The sequence below is a fragment of the Sphingomonas gei genome, from assembly GCF_004792685.1.
Taxonomy (GTDB): domain Bacteria; phylum Pseudomonadota; class Alphaproteobacteria; order Sphingomonadales; family Sphingomonadaceae; genus Sphingomonas; species Sphingomonas gei.
The window spans coordinates 161,347-178,028 of record NZ_SRXT01000001.1 but is presented as its reverse complement, the minus strand read 5'-3'; the positions used below and the strand labels follow the sequence as shown (position 1 = coordinate 178,028).

Genomic DNA, 16,682 nt, shown 5'->3' with positions numbered 1-16,682 from the left:
CATGCTCCATTGTGCGGCTTGCGCCGGCGCGGCAGGCACGCTTCCCATCGCGTTCGCGGCCCAGGCCGGCGCCGCGCCCATGCTCCCGGGCAAGGAAGCGGTGCACGAATTCGCCTATGGCGCGGTGCGGCTCACCGGCGGGCGGATCAAGCGCCAATACGACCAGGTCCACGCCCATTATATGGCGCTGGACAATGACCGCGTGCTCAAGGTCTTCCGCGAGAATGCCGGCCTCCCCGCGCCGGGGCCCGACATGGGCGGCTGGTACGATAAGGACGGCTTCGTCCCCGGCCTGACGCTGGGCCAATATATCTCCGGCCTCGCCCGCATCGGTGCGGCGACCGGCGACAAGGCCGCGCATGCCAAGGTCGCCGCCTTGGTCGACGGTTTCGGCAAGGCGTTCGTCAAGGCGTCCAATCCCTACGCCGGGCCCAAGGCCCAGGCGCAGTGGGCCGCTTATGTCATGGACAAATACGTCGTCGGGATGATCGACGCCTATCGGCTGAGCGGCGTCGAGCAGGCGAAAACCCTGCTCCCGATCATCATCGAGAAGTGCCGCCCCTATATCTCGCCCGTCTCGCGCGACCGGATCGGCAAGGTCAATCCGCCCTATGACGAGACCTATGTCCTGCCCGAAAACCTGTTCCACGTCGCCGACATCACCGGCGACGACAAATATCGCCAGATGGCGGTGCATTATCTGCTGAACAAGGAATGGTTCGATCCGCTCGCCGCGGGCCAGGACGTGCTGCCCGAGAAGCACGCGTACAGCCATACGATCGCGCTGAGTTCGGGCGCGCAGGCCTATCTCCATCTCGGCGACCCCAAATATCGCACGGCGCTGGAGAATGCCTGGAAGTTCATGGAGCCGCAGCGCTTCGCCAGCGGCGGCTGGGGCCCCGAGGAACAGTTCGTCCACTTGCACCAGGGCAAGCTCGCCGCCAGCCTGCAAAGCTCCAAGGCGCATTTCGAAACGCCGTGCGGCGCCTTTGCCGACCTCAAGCTCGCGCGCTATCTGATCCGCTTCACCGGCGAGCCGGTCTATGGCGACGGGCTCGAACGCACGCTCTACAACACCATGCTCGCCGCCCGCACGCCCGACAGCGACGGCGGCTATCCCTATTATTCCGATTACGGGAGCCAGGGCGAGAAGCGTTATTACCACCAGAAATGGCCGTGCTGCTCGGGTACCCTCGTACAGGGCGTCGCGGACTACGTGCTCAACCTCTATTTCCACGACGACGACGCGCTGCTCGTCAACATGTACGCGCCATCCGAAGTCACCTGGGACCGTCCCGGCGGCCCAGTCGAGGTGGTGCAGGAGACCGACTATCCCGCAGCCGACACGGTGCGCCTCACCGTGCGCAAGCCCGGCAACGGCCGCTTCGCGATGAAGCTGCGCATTCCGGCGTGGAGCAAGGGCGCGAGCCTTTCGGTCAACGGCAAGTCGCACCCCGCCACGCCCGGCCGGCTCGCGGTGGTCGATCGCGTCTGGAAGGCGGGCGACACGATCGCGCTCAACCTGCCCCAGCCGCTGCGCGGCCTCGCGATCGACGACCGGAACCCCAACCTGCAGGCGCTGATGCGCGGCGCGGTGATGTATGTCGGGATCAATCCCTGGGACGGGATCGAGAAGCAGGTCGTCGCGCTGCCCCGCGCGCTCCAGCCGATGCCGGGCCAGCCCGAGGCCTATCGCACCCATGTCGCCGGCCGCGACCTCGTCTTCGTGCCCTATCACGCGGTCGATACCGAACGCACCGCCACCTATTTCAAGACCGCCTGATGACCAGCAGCGATCGGGTCACCGCGACCTATCTCATCGAAACCGCCTTCCCGCTCGAACAGGCGGCGGCGACGATGGCGGGTGAGCAATCGACCGGAACCTTCGTCCGCGTCCCCGGCGAGACCGACGAACTGCGCGAAGCCCATGCGGCGCGCGTCGAGGAACTGGTCGAGCTCGGCGATGTCGAAACGCCGTCCTTGCCCGGCTCGGGCCTGCCCAAAGGCGGCGGCGACGGACGGCGGCGCACGGCACGCGTCACTTTGTCGTGGCCGCTCGCCAATTTCGGCCCGTCGCTGCCCAATCTGCTCGCCGCGATTGCCGGCAATCTCTCAGAGCTCAAGGCCTTCTCGGGACTCAAGCTCGTCGATATCAAGCTACCCCCGGCGTTTCTCGATCGCTACCAGGGCCCGCAATTCGGCGTCGCCGGCACCCGCAGGCTGGCCGGCGTGTTCGACCGCCCGATCATCGGCACGATCATCAAGCCCAGCGTCGGCCTGTCGCCCGAAGCCACCGCCGAGCAGGTCCGCACACTCGTCGAGGCGGGCGTCGACTTCATCAAGGACGACGAGCTCCAGGCCGACGGCCCGCATTGCCCGTTCGACGCGCGGATCTCGGCCGTGATGCGGGTGATCAACGCGCATGCCGATCGCACCGGCAAGAAGGTGATGTACGCCGCCAACCTCACCGGCGAGATCGACGAGATGCTCGCCCGCCACGATCATGTCCTCGCCGAAGGCGGCACCTGCATCATGGCGAGCATGAATTCGATCGGGCTGCCCGCGATGAAGGTGCTGCGCGCGCATGCGCAGCTGCCGATCCACGGCCATCGCAACGGCTGGGGCATGCTCGGCCGCTCGCCGGCGCTCGGCATGAGCTATATCGCCTTCCAGAAATTGTGGCGGCTAGCCGGGATCGACCACACCCATGTCAACGGCGTGGACAACAAGTTCTGCGAGACCAACGACAGCGTGATCGCCTCCGCCCGCGAATGCCTGACGCCGATGTTCGATGCACCGCATCCGGGCTGCGAGATCCTGCCGGTCTTCTCCTCGGGCCAGTCGGTGATGCAGGCCGCCGCGACCTTCCAGGCGCTCGGCACCACCGATCTGATGTTTGCCGCGGGCGGCGGGATCATGGCGCATCCGCACGGCCCCGCCGCGGGCGTCCGCGCACTGCTGCTCGCCTGGGAAGCCGCTGTGGCCGGCGTCCCGCTCGCCGATGCCGCCAGGGACGCACCCGAGCTGAAGGCGGCGATGGCGGCGTTCGGCGGGTGACCTTGCTCTACGGCTTTTACGGCGACGACTTCACCGGATCGACCGACGTCCTCGAACAGCTCGCCGAGGGCGGCGTCCCCGCGGTGCTGTTCCTCCGCCAACCCGACCCCGAATTGCGCGCACGCTTCCCCCAGGTCCGCGCGATCGGCATCGCCGGCGACAGCCGCAGCCGGTCGCCCGACTGGATGGACGCGCATCTGCCGGGCGCCTTCGATGCGTTGCGCGACGCCGGACTTGTCCATTACAAGACCTGCTCGACCTTCGATTCCAGCCCGCACACCGGATCGATCGGCCGCGCGCTCGACATCGGCCGCGCGCATTTCGGCGGCACCGCGGCGATCGTGGTCGGCGCGCCGCATCTGCGCCGCTACGTCGCGTTCGGCAATCTGTTCGCCGCGGCGGGCGCCGAAACCTACCGCATCGATCGGCACCCGACCATGGCGCGTCACCCGGTCACCCCGATGCGCGAAGCCGATTTGATCCGGCATCTCGCCGGCCAGACCGACGCGCGGATCGCCCTGGTGCCGCTCGACCGGATCCAGGCGGGCGACGCCGACACGGCCTGGCGTGAAGCTGCCGGCCAGGCCGATGCGGTGCTGTTCGACGGCGTTTCGACGGCCGATCTCGCCGCGACCGGTGCCGTGCTGCTGGCGCACCGCGTCGCCTTCGCCGCCGGCAGCTCGGGGATGACCCGCGCACTGGTGCTCGCCTGGCGCGCCGCCGGGCTGATCGACCCGGCCGCTCCCGCGGTACGCGCGCCGCCAACCGAGCGCCTGCTCGTCGTCAGCGGCAGCTGCTCGCCGGTCACTGCGCGGCAGATCGCCCGATCGGCCGACAGCGGTTATTTTGCCCTCGAAGCCGACGTCCCGGCGCTTTTGCAAGGCAACCAGGCCGAGGAGGCGAGGCTGGTCGACACCGCCTGCGCCGCGCTCGCCGATACCGGGCGCTGCGTCGTCTATTCGGCGCAGGGCCCGCTCGGCGAAGACGCGACCGCGGCAGGCGACCGGCTCGGCGCTGCGCTCGGCCGCATCACGGCGGCGGCGATCCGGCGCACCGGCCTGCGCCGGCTGCTGTTCGCGGGCGGCGACACGTCGAGCCACGGCGTCGCCCAGCTCGGCATCGATGCGCTGACCTGGGCGGCGCCGATCGAGCCCGGCGCCCCGCTCGTCCGCGCCCACGCCGCCGACCCCGCGATCGACGGTCTCGAGCTGGTGCTCAAGGGCGGCCAGATCGGCGGCGAGGATTTCTTCGAGACCGTGCGCAGCGGCGGCTGACACCGCTGCGGTTAGGGCTACGCATTCAATACTGTCATCCCGGAAGCCGCTTTTCTTCAAATCTCGATTTGAATAGAAAAGCGAGCTGTCCGGGATCCACCGTGGGCGTGTCCCGGCGGAGAAGTGGATCCCGGACTGTAAGGCTTTCCCGAAAAACCTGCGGTTTTTCGGGAAAGCCTTACAGTCCGGGATGACGGCTGAGGAGTGATCGTGTCACGACCTCGGTCAGATCGGCGCCACCTTGTGGTCGAACCCCTTGGTGCAATCGATCAGCGCGAACAGCCCCGCCGCGATCAGCACCATCACCGCCACGCCCTGCACCGGCACGTCGTAATTGCCGGTGCCCGCGATGACATAGCCGATCACCACGGTGCAGACGAACCCGCCCAGATTGCCCGCGGTGTTCATCACGCCGGTCGCGGTGCCGCCGTAGCGCCCGCCGATCGACATGCACATCGCCCAGGCGGCGGGCAGCATCAGGTCCATCACCGCGAAGGCGGCGCCCGCAAGCACGATGATCGCGAGCTTGCCCGTCGCGAGGCTCATCGCGAACAGCAATGCCGCGGTCCCGACAAGGCAGACGCTGGTGATCAGGCGATAGGCATTGCGCATGCCGATCCGCTGCGCCAGCCGGTCGCACAGCACGCCGCCCGCCAGGTTGCTGACGATCCCGAGCAGAAACGGGATCGACCCGTACAGCCCCATCTCCGCCAGGGTAAACCCCGCCCCCTTGACCAGCCAGGTCGGGAACCAGCCGAAGAAGAACCAGCTGCCGAACGCATAGAAGCAATATGCCAGCGCGATCAGCCAGAGCTGCGGCAGGCGCAGCAACTGTTTCCAAGGCGTTCCCGAATGGCCCGCGGCATCGTCGCTGCCGATCTCGGCGACTTCCTCGGCGGTGATCCGCGGGTGGTCGGCCGGGCGGTCGTGATACAGCCGCCACCAGGCGATCGCCCAGATAAAGCCGATCGCGCCCAGGATCAGAAACACGATCTGCCAGCCGAAATGCTTGTTCATCGGCACCAGCAGCAGCGGCGCCAGCGCGCCCCCGAACCGGCTTGCCGCCCAGATCACCCCCTGCCCCCGCGCGCGCTCGCGCGCCGGCAGCCAGCGATAGAGTACTCCGGACATGTTGGGGTACGCCCCCGCCGCGCCGAGCCCGAACAGGAAGCGCGCGCCGGTCAGCTGCCAGAAATTGCTGCACGCGGCGGTGATCGCCGTGAAGAACGACCACCACACGGTGATCCGGGTCAGTTCCTTGCGATAGCCAAAGCGGTCGCCCAGCGCGCCCGACGGCACTTCGAACACCGCATAAGCGATCACATAGGCGCTCAACACCCAGCCCCATTGCTGCGGGCTGATATCGAGATCCTTCTGGATCGTCGGCCCGGTCACGGCGATCGCCATCCGGTCGATGAAAGTGATGACCGAAAGGACGCCAAGCAGCGCCAGGACGCCGTGGCGCTTCTTCACTTGGCCAGCGCCCGAAGCACGTCGGCGGCCCGGATCATGCCGAGCTCGGGGCTCGAAAAGACCGGCGCCGGCACTGCGCCCTCGGGGAGCGTCGCCACCACGCGCGCCATCGAGGCCTGGGCGAGCAGGATGACGTCGACTCCCTGCATCCCCTCGGTCAGCCCCTCGCGCACGATGCGGTCATGCGTCGCGCCGTCGCCCGCCATCACGGCGTCGAACGCGCCGGGACACACCAGTTCGACGATCTCGACTTGCTTGCCCTGCTCCGCCGCGACCCGGCGGACCAGGTCTGCGGTGGGGCGCAGCGTAGTGGCGAGCGTCGCGACCACCCCGATCCGGCTCCCGGTCGCGACTGCCTTTTCGGCCATCGCCCGATCCACCCGGAGGACAGGCTGTTCGTAGAGTTCGGCCGCCATGTCGACTGCGGGCCCGATCGACGAGCAGGTTACCAGCGCGACGTCGCAGCCTGCGTCGAAGGTCGAGCCGACGAGCCGGATCACCTGACGCATCACTGCTTTTTCGAGCCGCCCGGCGGCGATCGTGTTCTTGATCGTGCTCTCGTCGACGAAGTGCAGAATGCGCACCTCGGGCATCACCCGCGCCGCGATTTCATTGAAGATCGGCGCGAGCACCGGCGAATTGTGGATCAGTCCAAGCGTGGGCACGGGGCGGTCCTCTCAGGTCGAAATCGAGAAATCATAATCGCCCGAGCCAAGCTCGAAGCGGACGCAGTCGCCGACGCGCAGGTCGGGCTGCAGCGGCACGCCGCTTTCGAGCCAGTCGCGGGCAGGCAGCTCGACGTCGGCGACGGTGTTGGCGGGGATCGACAGCGTCAACCGGGTCAGCCCCGCCGCGTCGCCTTCGGTGGCGGTGGCGATCCGCCCCATCGGCGATTCGAACCGAGCCGAAACCCGGCCCACCGCCGGCAGCCAAATCGGCCGCACCGCGATCCTGCGGAACCCCGGTGCCGCCGGCGCGATCCCGGCAAGTCGGCGATAGAAGAAGCCTACCACCGCGCCGAACGCGTAATGGTTGTAGCTGTTCATCGACAGGTCGCCGGTGTTGCCGTTCCAGCGCTCCCACATCGTCGTGGCGCCCTGCGCCGGCATATAGCCCCAGCTCGGATAGCCGGTCTGGAGCAGCAGCCCACTCACTTCCTCCCACAGCCCGGCATCGGCGAGCACGTCGAGCAGATAGGGCGTGCCGAGAAAGCCAGTCGACAGCTTCATGCCCCGCCCGCGGATCTCGGCCGCGAGGACTTGCGCGGCCGCCGCGCGGCGATCCTCGGGCACCAACCCCATGAACAGCGACAATATCTGGCTGGTCTGGCTGCCATTGCCGCAAATGCCGTCGGCCGCGAGGAACTCGGCCGCGAATGCATCGCCGATCGCCGCGCGCACGCCACGGTAGCGCACAGCTTCCGCATCGCGGCCGGTCGTTTCCGCCATCTGCGCCATCAGTTCGGCACACCATGCCCAATAGGCGGTCGCGCACAGCACGCGCGGCGTCGTCTCGTCGTCGGGCTTGACGGCGTCGACCGACAGCCAGTCCCCCAGATCGAGCCCACGCCCGCTTCGCCAGACATGATCGGGATTGTCGCGCGCGACAAAGGCCATCCAGCCTTGCATCGCGTCCCAATTCTCGTCGATCACCGCCGTGTCGCCGTAACGCTGCCACAGCTGCCACGACAGGATGATACCCGCCTCGCTCCAGCCCGCGGTCACCACGTCGGGGAAGGACAGCGGCTGGGGCGCCACGATCGGATAGCCGCCATCGGGCCGCTGCGCCGCGCGCACTTCGAGCAGGAAGCGCCGGATGAACGGGTCGACTTCCATGTTGAACGCCGCCGCGTCGAGGAACACCTGGATGTCGCCGGTCCAGCCCATCCGCTCGTCGCGCTGCGGGCAATCGGTGGGGACGGCGAAGAAGTTCGAACGCTGGCTCCACAGCGCATTCTCCCAGATGCGCTGGAGCAAGGGCGCGTCGGCAAAGGTCATGCTTCCCGTTTCGCGGCAGGCGCTGTGGACGATCACCCCTTCGACATCATCGAGCGTCGGCGCGCCGGGATAGCCTTCGAGTTCGAAATAGCGGAAGCCGTGATAGGTGAAGCGCGGCTTGAGCCGCTCGTCGCCGGTGCCCGCCAAAGTGAAGCGATCGGTCGCGCGGGCGAGGCGAAGGTTGGCGAGATCCGCGGTGCCGTCGGGGTTCAGCAGCTCCGCATACCGTGCCGTAATCGTGGTGCCCGCCGGTCCCGATGCGCGGATGCGCGCCCAGCCCGAGAAGTTCTGTCCGAAATCGAAGACAAAGCGCCCGGGCACCGGCTCGCGCACCGAAACCGGCTGCCGTCTCCCGGTGCGTTCGATCAGCGGCGACGTCTGCGCGATCAGTCGCGTGTTCGGCGCCTCCCCTTGCTTTACGGGGCTCCAGCCGGCGGCATCGAAGCCCGGCGCGTCCCAGCCCGGCCGCGCCAGCCGGGCATCGACGACTTCGCCGTCATAGATTTCGGAGGACAGGATCTCCGAAGTGGCGATCCGCCACTCGGGGCCGGTCGCGATCCATTCGCTGCTGCCATCGGCATAATCGAGCCGCAGCTGCGCGCGGAAGCGGCGCGGCGCGGGGCCGAAGCCGTAACGCTCGACTCGCCAGCCGAACGCGCCGGCATAATATCCGTCGGCCACGATCGCGCCGAGCACATTCTCGCCCGCGCCGACCAGCGCCGTCACATCATAGACCTGATACAGCACATGATCGTGCGCCACGCTGACTTCAGGCGCCAGCACCGCACCCGACACAGGTCGCCCGTTGATCCGCGCTTCATAGGCGCCGAGCGCAGTCGCATAGAGCCGTGCCGTCGTCACTTCGCCGCGCGGCGTGAAGCTGGTGCGCAGCAGCATCGCGGGTTCGGCAGGGCGCGGGTCGTTGTGGACCTGGGCACCGCTCGCCACCGGCATCTGCCAGCCCGAGGCGTCGAACCCCGGATCGGTCCAGCCCTGCGGCGGATCGGGCATCAGCCGCCACGCCGGGCCGCTGACGATCCGCTCGACCGATCCGTCCGCGCGATGCAGCCGAACCAGCGCCGCGAACGCGCCGCCATCGACCGGGAAGAAGCCATTGGTGTCGGCCTCGACGAGCGCGCAGATGCTGTTGCGCCCCGACCGCACATCGCCCGCATACGGCGCGAGCGTCCCCCAGAAGGGCAGATAGGTATCCCAGTCGAAATGCCGGTCGAGCGGCGCTGCTTCGCCGTTCACCCAGACGCCGCGCAGATGGTCCTTGCCCGCGAGCAATATCTCGGCGCGCTCCAGACCTTCCGGCGCGTCGAAATCGAGGCGGAAAGCGTGCAGCCGCGGATCGAGCGCAGTCTCGCTCCAGATCCAGGCGAGCCCCGCGGCGCGATCGGCAGCTGCGGCTTCGTCCTCGGCCTCGATCCAGTCGCCACGCCAGTCCGCCGGCGCGAGCAGTCCCGCCTCGAACCAGGCGGGTTCCGACTGCACCGTCTCGCCGTCGGCGCCACGCACCTCGACCGCCCACCAGATCCGCTGCATCGCCGCGAGCGGCGGTCCGCCATAAGCGATATCGAGGCTCGCATCGCTCTCGACCACATTGCTGTCCCAGAGCAGTTGGTTGCCGTTCAATCCCAGCGCGCTGCGCGCCGCACGGATGCGGTAAGCCACCTGCCGGTATCCCCGCACCTGTTCCCCGGCGAAGGCCGGGGCCCAGTCTCGGCGTACCTGCGATGGAGCGCCGTCCTCGATAGCGCTCGCGGCCGGGCCCCGGCCTTCGCCAGGGAGCAGATTCCGCGACACCAGGTCACCTTCAATCCGCCACGAAAGCCGCGGCCGCAGCACTTCGGTGCCGAGCAGCCCCACGACATTTTCCGTACGCAGATCGAGAACGCGAAAGGTCACCGTGCCCGCACCGCGATGGCAGGAAACCGCGCCGCCACATCCTCGACCAGCAGCACCCAGTCATTGCCTGGCCTGGTCTCGCCCGGCGGATCGAAGCGCCGCGTCCCGCGATTGGCGAAGGTCCCCACCGGCGTCAGGCTGCCGTCGCGCGGCGAATACCAGCGCGCCTGCACCTGCCGGCCCGAAATCGCCCCCAGCCGCATCGTGAACGGCCGCCCGGTATAGCTGTAGGCAATCGCATAGCCCGGCCCGCGGCTCGCCAGCACCCGATCGTAGCGCACGCCATTGTCGGCGATCAGCGACTGGTCGGGCACCCGCGCCAGCATCGGCCGCGATTCGATCAGCGCGCGCAGGTGCCGCATCTGGTTCGCGCCCGGCGCCTCGATCGCCGCGTCCCAGCGCTGATCGGCAGCGAAGCTCGCTTTGTATTTGCCGGGTACGAACATCTGCATGACGTTGTTCTCGCCATAGGTGTGCCCGAACGCGCCGGCGAGCACCGCCCACCACGCATAACGCCGCACATCCGCGGCGCCCCAGCGCGGCGCGTCGAGGTCGTGGAGACCCTGCACGACATTCTCGTACGAAGGCTCGCCATCGATCACCGGCTTGGTCGGCAGCTTGATCCAGTCCTCGGCGATATAGCGCCAATTATCCTCGCCGCGCACGCTCGGCCCGTCCTGCGCATAGGATCGGTGCCCCGACTGGACCATGTTGAAATCGAGCCACGGCGCCTCGTGATACTGCCACGACGAATCGGTACGACCGATCGGGTGGAAGGTCACCAGATGCTTGGGATCGATCCGCTTGATCGTCGCGCCGATCGTCTCCCACACATCGGCGTTGACCTCCGCCCGCGTATCGCCGCCGTTGAGCCAGATCACGTTCGGATGGTCGCGATAGCGCTCGGCGAGAAACTTGGCATAGATCGGCGCGGTCTTCGCATTGATCTGCTTGTCCTCGACCAGGCTGCCCCATGCCGGCACCAGCGCCAGATAGATGCCGTGCGCCTGCGCCCGCGTGAGCACCCAATCGAGATGGTCCCAATAATCATATTCGCCCGCGCGCTTGGGATCGGCGCCGGGGGTGACCCGCGGCCGGCCGGGGTCGCCATCGATCAGCGCCGGCGCGCCGTAGCGGCTCGCCATTTGCGGGGTGTGCAGGAGCATCACCTGGACCACGTTGAAGCCCTGCCGCGCGCGCGTGGCGAGATAGATTTCGGTCTCGTCGCGATCGAGCCGGCTGAGCAGCAGCCATCCGGTGTCGCCCATCCAGAAGAACGGCTTGCCGTTCGCTTCGAGATAATGGCCGTTCGCCGACACCGTCAGGGGCGGCGTCGGGCCGGGATCGGCCGGAGCAGCAAGCGCCGCGAGCAGCCCAAGCAACAGCGTCATCGGTGACCTCTCCTTCGCCGGCCCGACATATTTTCGCCGGAGCCCGTTTCACTCGGTAACGACCTGCTTCGACAGCTGTCAAATACAAAGGCCGATTCGTGCTAATTCGAAGATAATCGAAAGAGATCGATTGATTTCGATGAAAATCATTCTAGACCTTCATCCCAGGAGAGAGACAATGAGGCTGAAGACGCAGCGCGGAATCACGCGCGCAATTCACGCGAGCACGTCGCCGTCGAAGCGACCGGCGTATCGCGCATGCCTGGCCCGGCGTCACCGCCGGACGCCCTCTCCTGTTTTCGTAAAAGCAGAATGATGAGGGGTGGATAAAAATGAAAACAATCGCAACATCGAAGAATAACGGCATCGCGCGGCTGATGCGCGGTGGATTGCTCACCGGCGCCAGCGCCGCGGCGATCTTCGCGGCGGCCGCGGCGCATGCGCAGGACGCACCCGCTGACGCCCCGGCAAGCGCCCAGAGCGAAGCCGAGCCGACCGGCGAAATCCTGGTCACCGGCAGCCGCATCAAGAGCCCCACACTCACCTCGCCCTCCCCGCTCCAGGCGGTCACCGCCGAGGATATCGAGCGCACCGGCCGGCTCGACATCCAGGAAGTCCTCCAGACCAACCCGTCGTTCGGTGTCCCCGGCCAGTCGCGCAACACGTCGAACTACGGCGCAGTCAGCGCCGGCCTGTCGACGGTCAATCTGCGCAACCTCGGCGCCAACCGTACGCTGGTGCTGATCGACGGCCGCCGCGTCGTCGCAGGCGTGCCCGGTTCGGCGCAGGTCGATCTCTCGATGATCCCGAGCTCGTTCATCGAACGCGTCGACGTGCTGACCGGCGGCGCTTCCGCGGTCTACGGCTCGGACGCCGTCGCCGGCGTGGTCAATTTCATCTACCGCAAGAATTTCGAAGGCGTGCAGCTCAATGCCCAGACGGGCATCTCCGAGCAGGGCGACGACAATCAATATTCGGCGAACCTCACCGCCGGCGGCAATTTCGCCGACGGCCGCGGCAATGTCATCGCCTATGCCGGCTGGTCGAAGCAGGGCGCAGTTGAATCCGCCAGCCGCGCGCGCAGCCGCTCGGATCAGACCAGCATCGGCGCGCTCCAGCGCAGCAACAACCGCACCGACGCCAACCTCACCGCCGCGCAGAACCTGTTCAAAGGCCAGCGCAACTTCTCGACCGTCGTCCCGGCCAGCACGTTCAACGCCGGCACCGGCAATTATATCGTCGACTCGACCGGCGTCACTCGCCCGTTCAGCAGCGCGACCGACGGCTTCGACCGGACGCCGTACGACAATATCTCGGTGCCGATCGAGCGCCGCAACTTCGCCGCGCGGGCGAATTACGAGGTCAGCGAAGGGATCAATGTCTTCGCCGAGGGCAGCTATGCCAACACCACGTCGCGGGGCCTGCTCGAGCCTTCGCCCTTGGTGCCGACCGGCGCGCTCGGGCTCTTCCGCCAGGGCAATGGCCGCTACAATATCGAGCAGCGCGTCACCAATCCGGCCAATGCCGCCCAGTCGCAGATCGTGCGCAATCCGCTCGTGCCGCAAGGCCTCTACAATGTCGCGACCGACACCAATGGCGACGGCTTCCGCGACGTCGCGGTGTCGCGCCGCCTGACCGAGTTCGGCCAGCGCTTCGCGATCTTCGATCGCACCACCCTGCGCATGGTGGTCGGCGCGGAGGGCAAGCTCGGCGACAAATGGAATTGGGACGTCTCGTACAATTGGGGCAAGACCACTGCCGACAGCCGGCTGACCGGGCTGATCAACCAGGATCGCGCGGTCCAGGCGCTCGACGTCATCCAGGACGTCTATGACGCCAATGGCAACGGCAACACCGCCGAGGCGATCTGCGCCAGCGCCGAAGCCCGCGCGCAGGGCTGTGTGCCGTGGAACGTCTATGGCGCGGGCAAGGCGTCGGCGGCGTCGATCGCCTGGCTGGGAGTCGATTCGACGCGCAACGCCGTGCAGACGCTCGACGTCGCTGCCGCCAATCTTTCAGGCACGCTGTTCGATCTGCCCGCCGGCGCGGTGCAGGTCGCATTGGGCGCCGAATATCGCAAGGAATCGAGCAGCGAAGTGTTCGACCCGCTGTCGATCGCCGCGCGCAACGCCTATGTCCAGCAGACCAACACGTCGGGGCATTTCGACGTCAAGGAGCTGTTCGGCGAAGTCGTCGTCCCGCTGATCCACGACACCCCGTTCATCCACAGCCTGACGGTCCGCGGCGCCGCGCGCATGTCGGACTATTCCACCGTCGGCACCTTCTATGCGTACAATGCCGGCGTCGAATGGGCGCCGATCCCCGACATCCGCTTCCGCGGCGTCTATGCGCAAGCCGTCCGCGCGCCGAACATCGGCGAGCTGTTCGCGGCGCCGGCGATCAGCATCTCGTCGGTCAACGATCCCTGCGCCGGCGTCACCGCGACGAGCACCGGCACGACCAGCACCACCTGCCGCGCCGATGCCGGCGTCGCCGCGAACATCGCCGCCAACGGCGTGTTCACGCTCAACCAGTCGGATCTTCAGGGGGTCGGCGGGCTCAACGTCAGCAATCCGGGCATCCAGGAGGAATCGGCACGGACCTGGACCCTGGGCGCGGTGATCAACCCGATCTCGATCCACGCGCTGCGCAACCTCACGCTCACCGTCGATTATTACAACATCAAGCTCGACGACGCGATCGCGCGCACCAGCCGCGATTTCATCCTCCAGCAATGCTATCTCAACAATAATCCGGATTTCTGCTCGCTGGTCTCGCGCCGCACGATCGCGTCGGGGCCGTACAGCGCCGGCTCGATCCAATTGGTCAATTCGCAGCTGATCAACAGCGGCGGCGCGTCGACCGAGGGCGTGGACACCACTTTGTCCTGGCGCGTGCCGCTGGGCGGCGCGACGGCGAGCTTCGCGGCGAGCTGGAGCCATCTGATCCGCCAGGGCAGCATCCCGCTGACCGGCGCGGCGTTCGACCGTTCGGACGGCGAGATCAACACTCCCAAGGACCGCGCGAGCTTCTCGGTCGGCGTCGACACTGACAGCTTCGGTGTCAATTTCAACGGCCAGTACATCGGGGCGTCCTATCTCGACGACCAGTATCGCGCGCGCTTCCTGCTCGCCGACGGCTCGCTGCCCGACAAACAGTATTTCCGCGTCGACTCGGCTTTCTATGCGGACATGCAAGTGCGGTTCACTGTCGACAAGGGCTTCGAGTTCTTCGCCGGCGTCAACAATCTGCTCGACACCCAGCCGGCGCCGGTGATCACCGGCCTCACCGGCAGCGTGACCGGAACCGAGACCGCGGCGGGCACCTACGACCCGATCGGCCGCCGTTACTATTCGGGCGTCCGGCTCAAGTTCTGATTTCCCCGGCCATATCGGCCTCCATCTGGGCGGCGCTGCGGCGCCGCCTTTTTTTGGTCAGGCGAATGCGCCTAAGGCGGGCAGTGCGTGGACCGGACGTATCGACGGGAGGCGACCCGGTTGCGGACGTCATGAAACATAGCCGGTCGAGAAGCTGGAGAAAGCGGGGCCGGTCAGCCGTGGGGAACGCAGTTCAACCGGACGAACCGGTGTCCACAGAAAAGCCGCTTGACGGTAACAAGACGACCGGTCATATATAAATCCATGCCTAGGCCAGCCAATCCCGAAACGCGATCGCGCCTCCTGGAAAAAGGGGGAGACCTTGTGAGCAGCCGCGGCTTCAATGCCACCGGCGTGCAGGAGATCACCGCGGCAGCCGGCGTGCCCAAGGGGTCGTTCTACAATTACTTCGACAGCAAGGAAGCCTTCGCCGTCGCGGTATTGACCGAATATTGGGACGCGGTAGTCGCTGAGTTTGGGGCCATTTTGAATGAAGGCCGGACACCGCCCTTGTCACGCATCGCGCGCTATTTCGCCGGGCTAGCCGAGTTTCACGAGCGCCGCCGTTATGCGGTCGGCTGCCTGATCGGGAACATGGCGCTTGAGGTCACGCCGACGAGCGAGGACGTGCGGATCAAGCTTGCGGCGATCTATCGCGAGTGGTCCGCCGCGCTTGCCTCATGCTTGCGGGAGGCGCAGGAAAAAGGGGAATTGTCGGCTGCAAAGGATCCGGGGCAACTTGCCATTGCGCTGATCGACACGTTCGAAGGGGCGGTCATGCGGGCCAAGGTCGAACGTAGCCGCGCGCCCTTTGACGGCTTCGAGCGCCTTGTTTTGCCCTCTCTGCTGACCTAAGCATTTTGGCCAGTTAATAGACGACTGGTCATGTTATTACTGGATCATCGCTGGAACGCCGCGCCAGCGAGCGATGACCCTCATCCGCGGCACATTGGGAAGGAACTGAACAATGTCTACGATCACGACCTCAGACGGCGTGAACATCTTCTACAAGGATTGGGGATCGGGTCAGCCGATCGTCTTCAGCCACGGCTGGCCGTTGTCAGCGGACGACTGGGACGCACAGATGATGTTCTTCCTCCAGCACGGGTATCGGGTGATCGCCCACGACCGGCGCGGCCACGGCCGGTCCGACCAGCCCAGCACCGGCAACGACATGGACACATGGGTTGCCGATCTGGCGGCCCTGACCGAACACCTCGACCTGCGCGACGCGATCCATATAGGGCACTCGACGGGTGGCGGTGAGGTGGCTCGCTATGTCGCTCGCCACCAGGATCGCGTCGCCAAGGCGGTGCTGGTCGCCTCCTTGACGCCGAGCATGTACCGGAGCGCGGACAACCCGTCCGGTCAACCGCCGGAGTGGTTCGAAGCGATCCGGGCAGGCGTGCTGGGCAACCGGGCGGAATTCTACCGTTTCGTTCCTGAGAATCCGTTCTACGGCTACAACCTCGATGGGGCCAAGCCTTCGGAGGCGGTCATTGCGAACTGGTGGCGCCAAGGCATGGCCGGCGGCGCCCTCGCTCACTACAAGACTGTCGACTCTTGGCTCGAAGATTATACCGAAGACCTCGAGAAGATCACCGTGCCGGTGCTGGTGATGCACGGCGAGGCTGACCAAGTCGTCCCGTTCACCAGTTCCGTGCCGCGCGCGGTCGACCTGCTCAAGAACGGCTCGCTGAAGACTTATTCGGGCTACCCGCATGGGATGCTGACCACGCATGCGGATGTCCTGAACGCCGACCTGCTCTCGTTCATCAGGTCGTGATGACATCTCTCCCGGTCATCACCTATGGTGAAGTCCGAGGGTCGTAAATTGAGGAGGGTTCGGGTTTTCGTAGTAGTGACGAAGGAACGAAGGAAGCTCGAACCCTCCTCCTCACCCCTTGCAATGTAGGATTTCATCTGCTTGCCTGAGGCGGTCGGCCGCAGCGCCCGCTCTTTGACATCGTCCGTATCGCACCAGTCGCACGCGCTTCTCGTGCGCTACTTGTGCGCGTCCCACGCCCCGGACCCGGAACACCGTCACAGTCTTCGCCGTTCCGCAAAGCGCCCTTGTCCCTCGGCAATCCGGAACAAGCCATCCGCCACCGTGTCAACTTCGGCGTCGTCATGTTCCACCTTTCCGACGACGAAGCACAACAATGCCCGCTTTGCTGCGAGTGACGGCGCAGGGTCAGACCG

10 protein-coding genes are annotated in these 16,682 nt (G+C 66.6%); 6 read left to right on the top strand and 4 right to left on the bottom strand.

The features are described 5' to 3' along the window. The first annotated feature begins 1 nt into the window (after nucleotide 1). The 3 genes from E5A73_RS00760 to E5A73_RS00750 are packed head-to-tail and all read left to right on the top strand — an operon-like array spanning nucleotide 2 to nucleotide 4,331. A complete protein-coding gene (locus E5A73_RS00760; protein ID WP_168355753.1) occupies nucleotides 2-1,783 on the top strand; it encodes a beta-L-arabinofuranosidase domain-containing protein in 1,782 nt (593 codons plus the stop codon). Beyond that, entirely contained in the window at nucleotides 1,783-3,057 is a 1,275-nt protein-coding gene (locus E5A73_RS00755) for a ribulose-bisphosphate carboxylase large subunit family protein (RefSeq protein WP_135961898.1), read from the top strand. The genes E5A73_RS00760 and E5A73_RS00755 overlap by 1 nt, the downstream gene beginning before the upstream one ends. Next, nucleotides 3,054-4,331: a four-carbon acid sugar kinase family protein gene (locus tag E5A73_RS00750; protein ID WP_135961897.1), complete on the top strand. Its 1,278-nt coding sequence runs from the start codon at nucleotides 3,054-3,056 to the stop codon at nucleotides 4,329-4,331. Before E5A73_RS00755 ends, E5A73_RS00750 begins: the two co-directional genes overlap by 4 nt. A gap of 225 nt (nucleotides 4,332-4,556) precedes the next feature. Here E5A73_RS00750 and E5A73_RS00745 read toward each other — a convergent pair whose 3' ends face one another. The 4 genes from E5A73_RS00745 to E5A73_RS00730 are packed head-to-tail and all read right to left on the bottom strand — an operon-like array spanning nucleotide 4,557 to nucleotide 11,103. After that, nucleotides 4,557-5,804: an MFS transporter gene (locus tag E5A73_RS00745; RefSeq protein WP_135961896.1), complete on the bottom strand. Its 1,248-nt coding sequence runs from the start codon at nucleotides 5,802-5,804 to the stop codon at nucleotides 4,557-4,559. Then, complete coding sequence (locus tag E5A73_RS00740) at nucleotides 5,801-6,469, bottom strand: aspartate/glutamate racemase family protein (RefSeq protein ID WP_135961895.1); 669 nt, start codon at nucleotides 6,467-6,469, stop codon at nucleotides 5,801-5,803. Before E5A73_RS00740 ends, E5A73_RS00745 begins: the two co-directional genes overlap by 4 nt. Nucleotides 6,470-6,481: 12 nt before the next feature. Beyond that, on the bottom strand, nucleotides 6,482-9,712 hold the full coding sequence (locus tag E5A73_RS00735; RefSeq protein WP_135961894.1) for a family 78 glycoside hydrolase catalytic domain: 3,231 nt from the start codon (nucleotides 9,710-9,712) through the stop codon (nucleotides 6,482-6,484). Next, a complete protein-coding gene (locus E5A73_RS00730; protein WP_135961893.1) occupies nucleotides 9,709-11,103 on the bottom strand; it encodes a glycoside hydrolase family 140 protein in 1,395 nt (464 codons plus the stop codon). Before E5A73_RS00730 ends, E5A73_RS00735 begins: the two co-directional genes overlap by 4 nt. Before the next feature lie 332 nt (nucleotides 11,104-11,435). On the opposite strand from E5A73_RS00730, the gene E5A73_RS00725 reads away from it, so the two are divergent. The 3 genes from E5A73_RS00725 (at nucleotide 11,436) to E5A73_RS00715 (ending at nucleotide 16,266) form a co-directional block, all read left to right on the top strand. Then, nucleotides 11,436-14,480 carry a TonB-dependent receptor domain-containing protein gene (locus E5A73_RS00725; RefSeq protein WP_135961892.1) on the top strand — a complete coding sequence of 1,015 codons (3,045 nt, stop codon included), beginning with the start codon at nucleotides 11,436-11,438 and terminating at the stop codon, nucleotides 14,478-14,480. Between the two features lie 324 nt (nucleotides 14,481-14,804). Then, nucleotides 14,805-15,335 (top strand): TetR/AcrR family transcriptional regulator, encoded by a 531-nt coding sequence (locus E5A73_RS00720; protein WP_240699942.1) that lies wholly within the window; start codon nucleotides 14,805-14,807, stop codon nucleotides 15,333-15,335. A 112-nt stretch (nucleotides 15,336-15,447) separates the two neighbouring features. Continuing rightward, the gene (locus E5A73_RS00715) at nucleotides 15,448-16,266 is read left to right on the top strand and encodes an alpha/beta fold hydrolase (RefSeq protein ID WP_135961890.1); all 819 of its coding nucleotides are present in this window, start codon (nucleotides 15,448-15,450) and stop codon (nucleotides 16,264-16,266) included. Nucleotides 16,267-16,682: the final 416 nt, after the last annotated feature.

Excerpts from the sequence above, each read along its gene's own strand:
- E5A73_RS00730 (WP_135961893.1), bottom strand. The coding sequence starts at position 11,103 with ATGACGCTGTTGCTTGGGCTGCTCGCGGCGCTTGCTGCTCCGGCCGAT.
- E5A73_RS00725 (WP_135961892.1), top strand. The coding sequence starts at position 11,436 with ATGAAAACAATCGCAACATCGAAGAATAACGGCATCGCGCGGCTGATG.
- E5A73_RS00760 (WP_168355753.1), top strand. The coding sequence starts at position 2 with ATGCTCCATTGTGCGGCTTGCGCCGGCGCGGCAGGCACGCTTCCCATC.
- E5A73_RS00715 (WP_135961890.1), top strand. The coding sequence starts at position 15,448 with ATGTCTACGATCACGACCTCAGACGGCGTGAACATCTTCTACAAGGAT.
- E5A73_RS00755 (WP_135961898.1), top strand. The coding sequence starts at position 1,783 with ATGACCAGCAGCGATCGGGTCACCGCGACCTATCTCATCGAAACCGCC.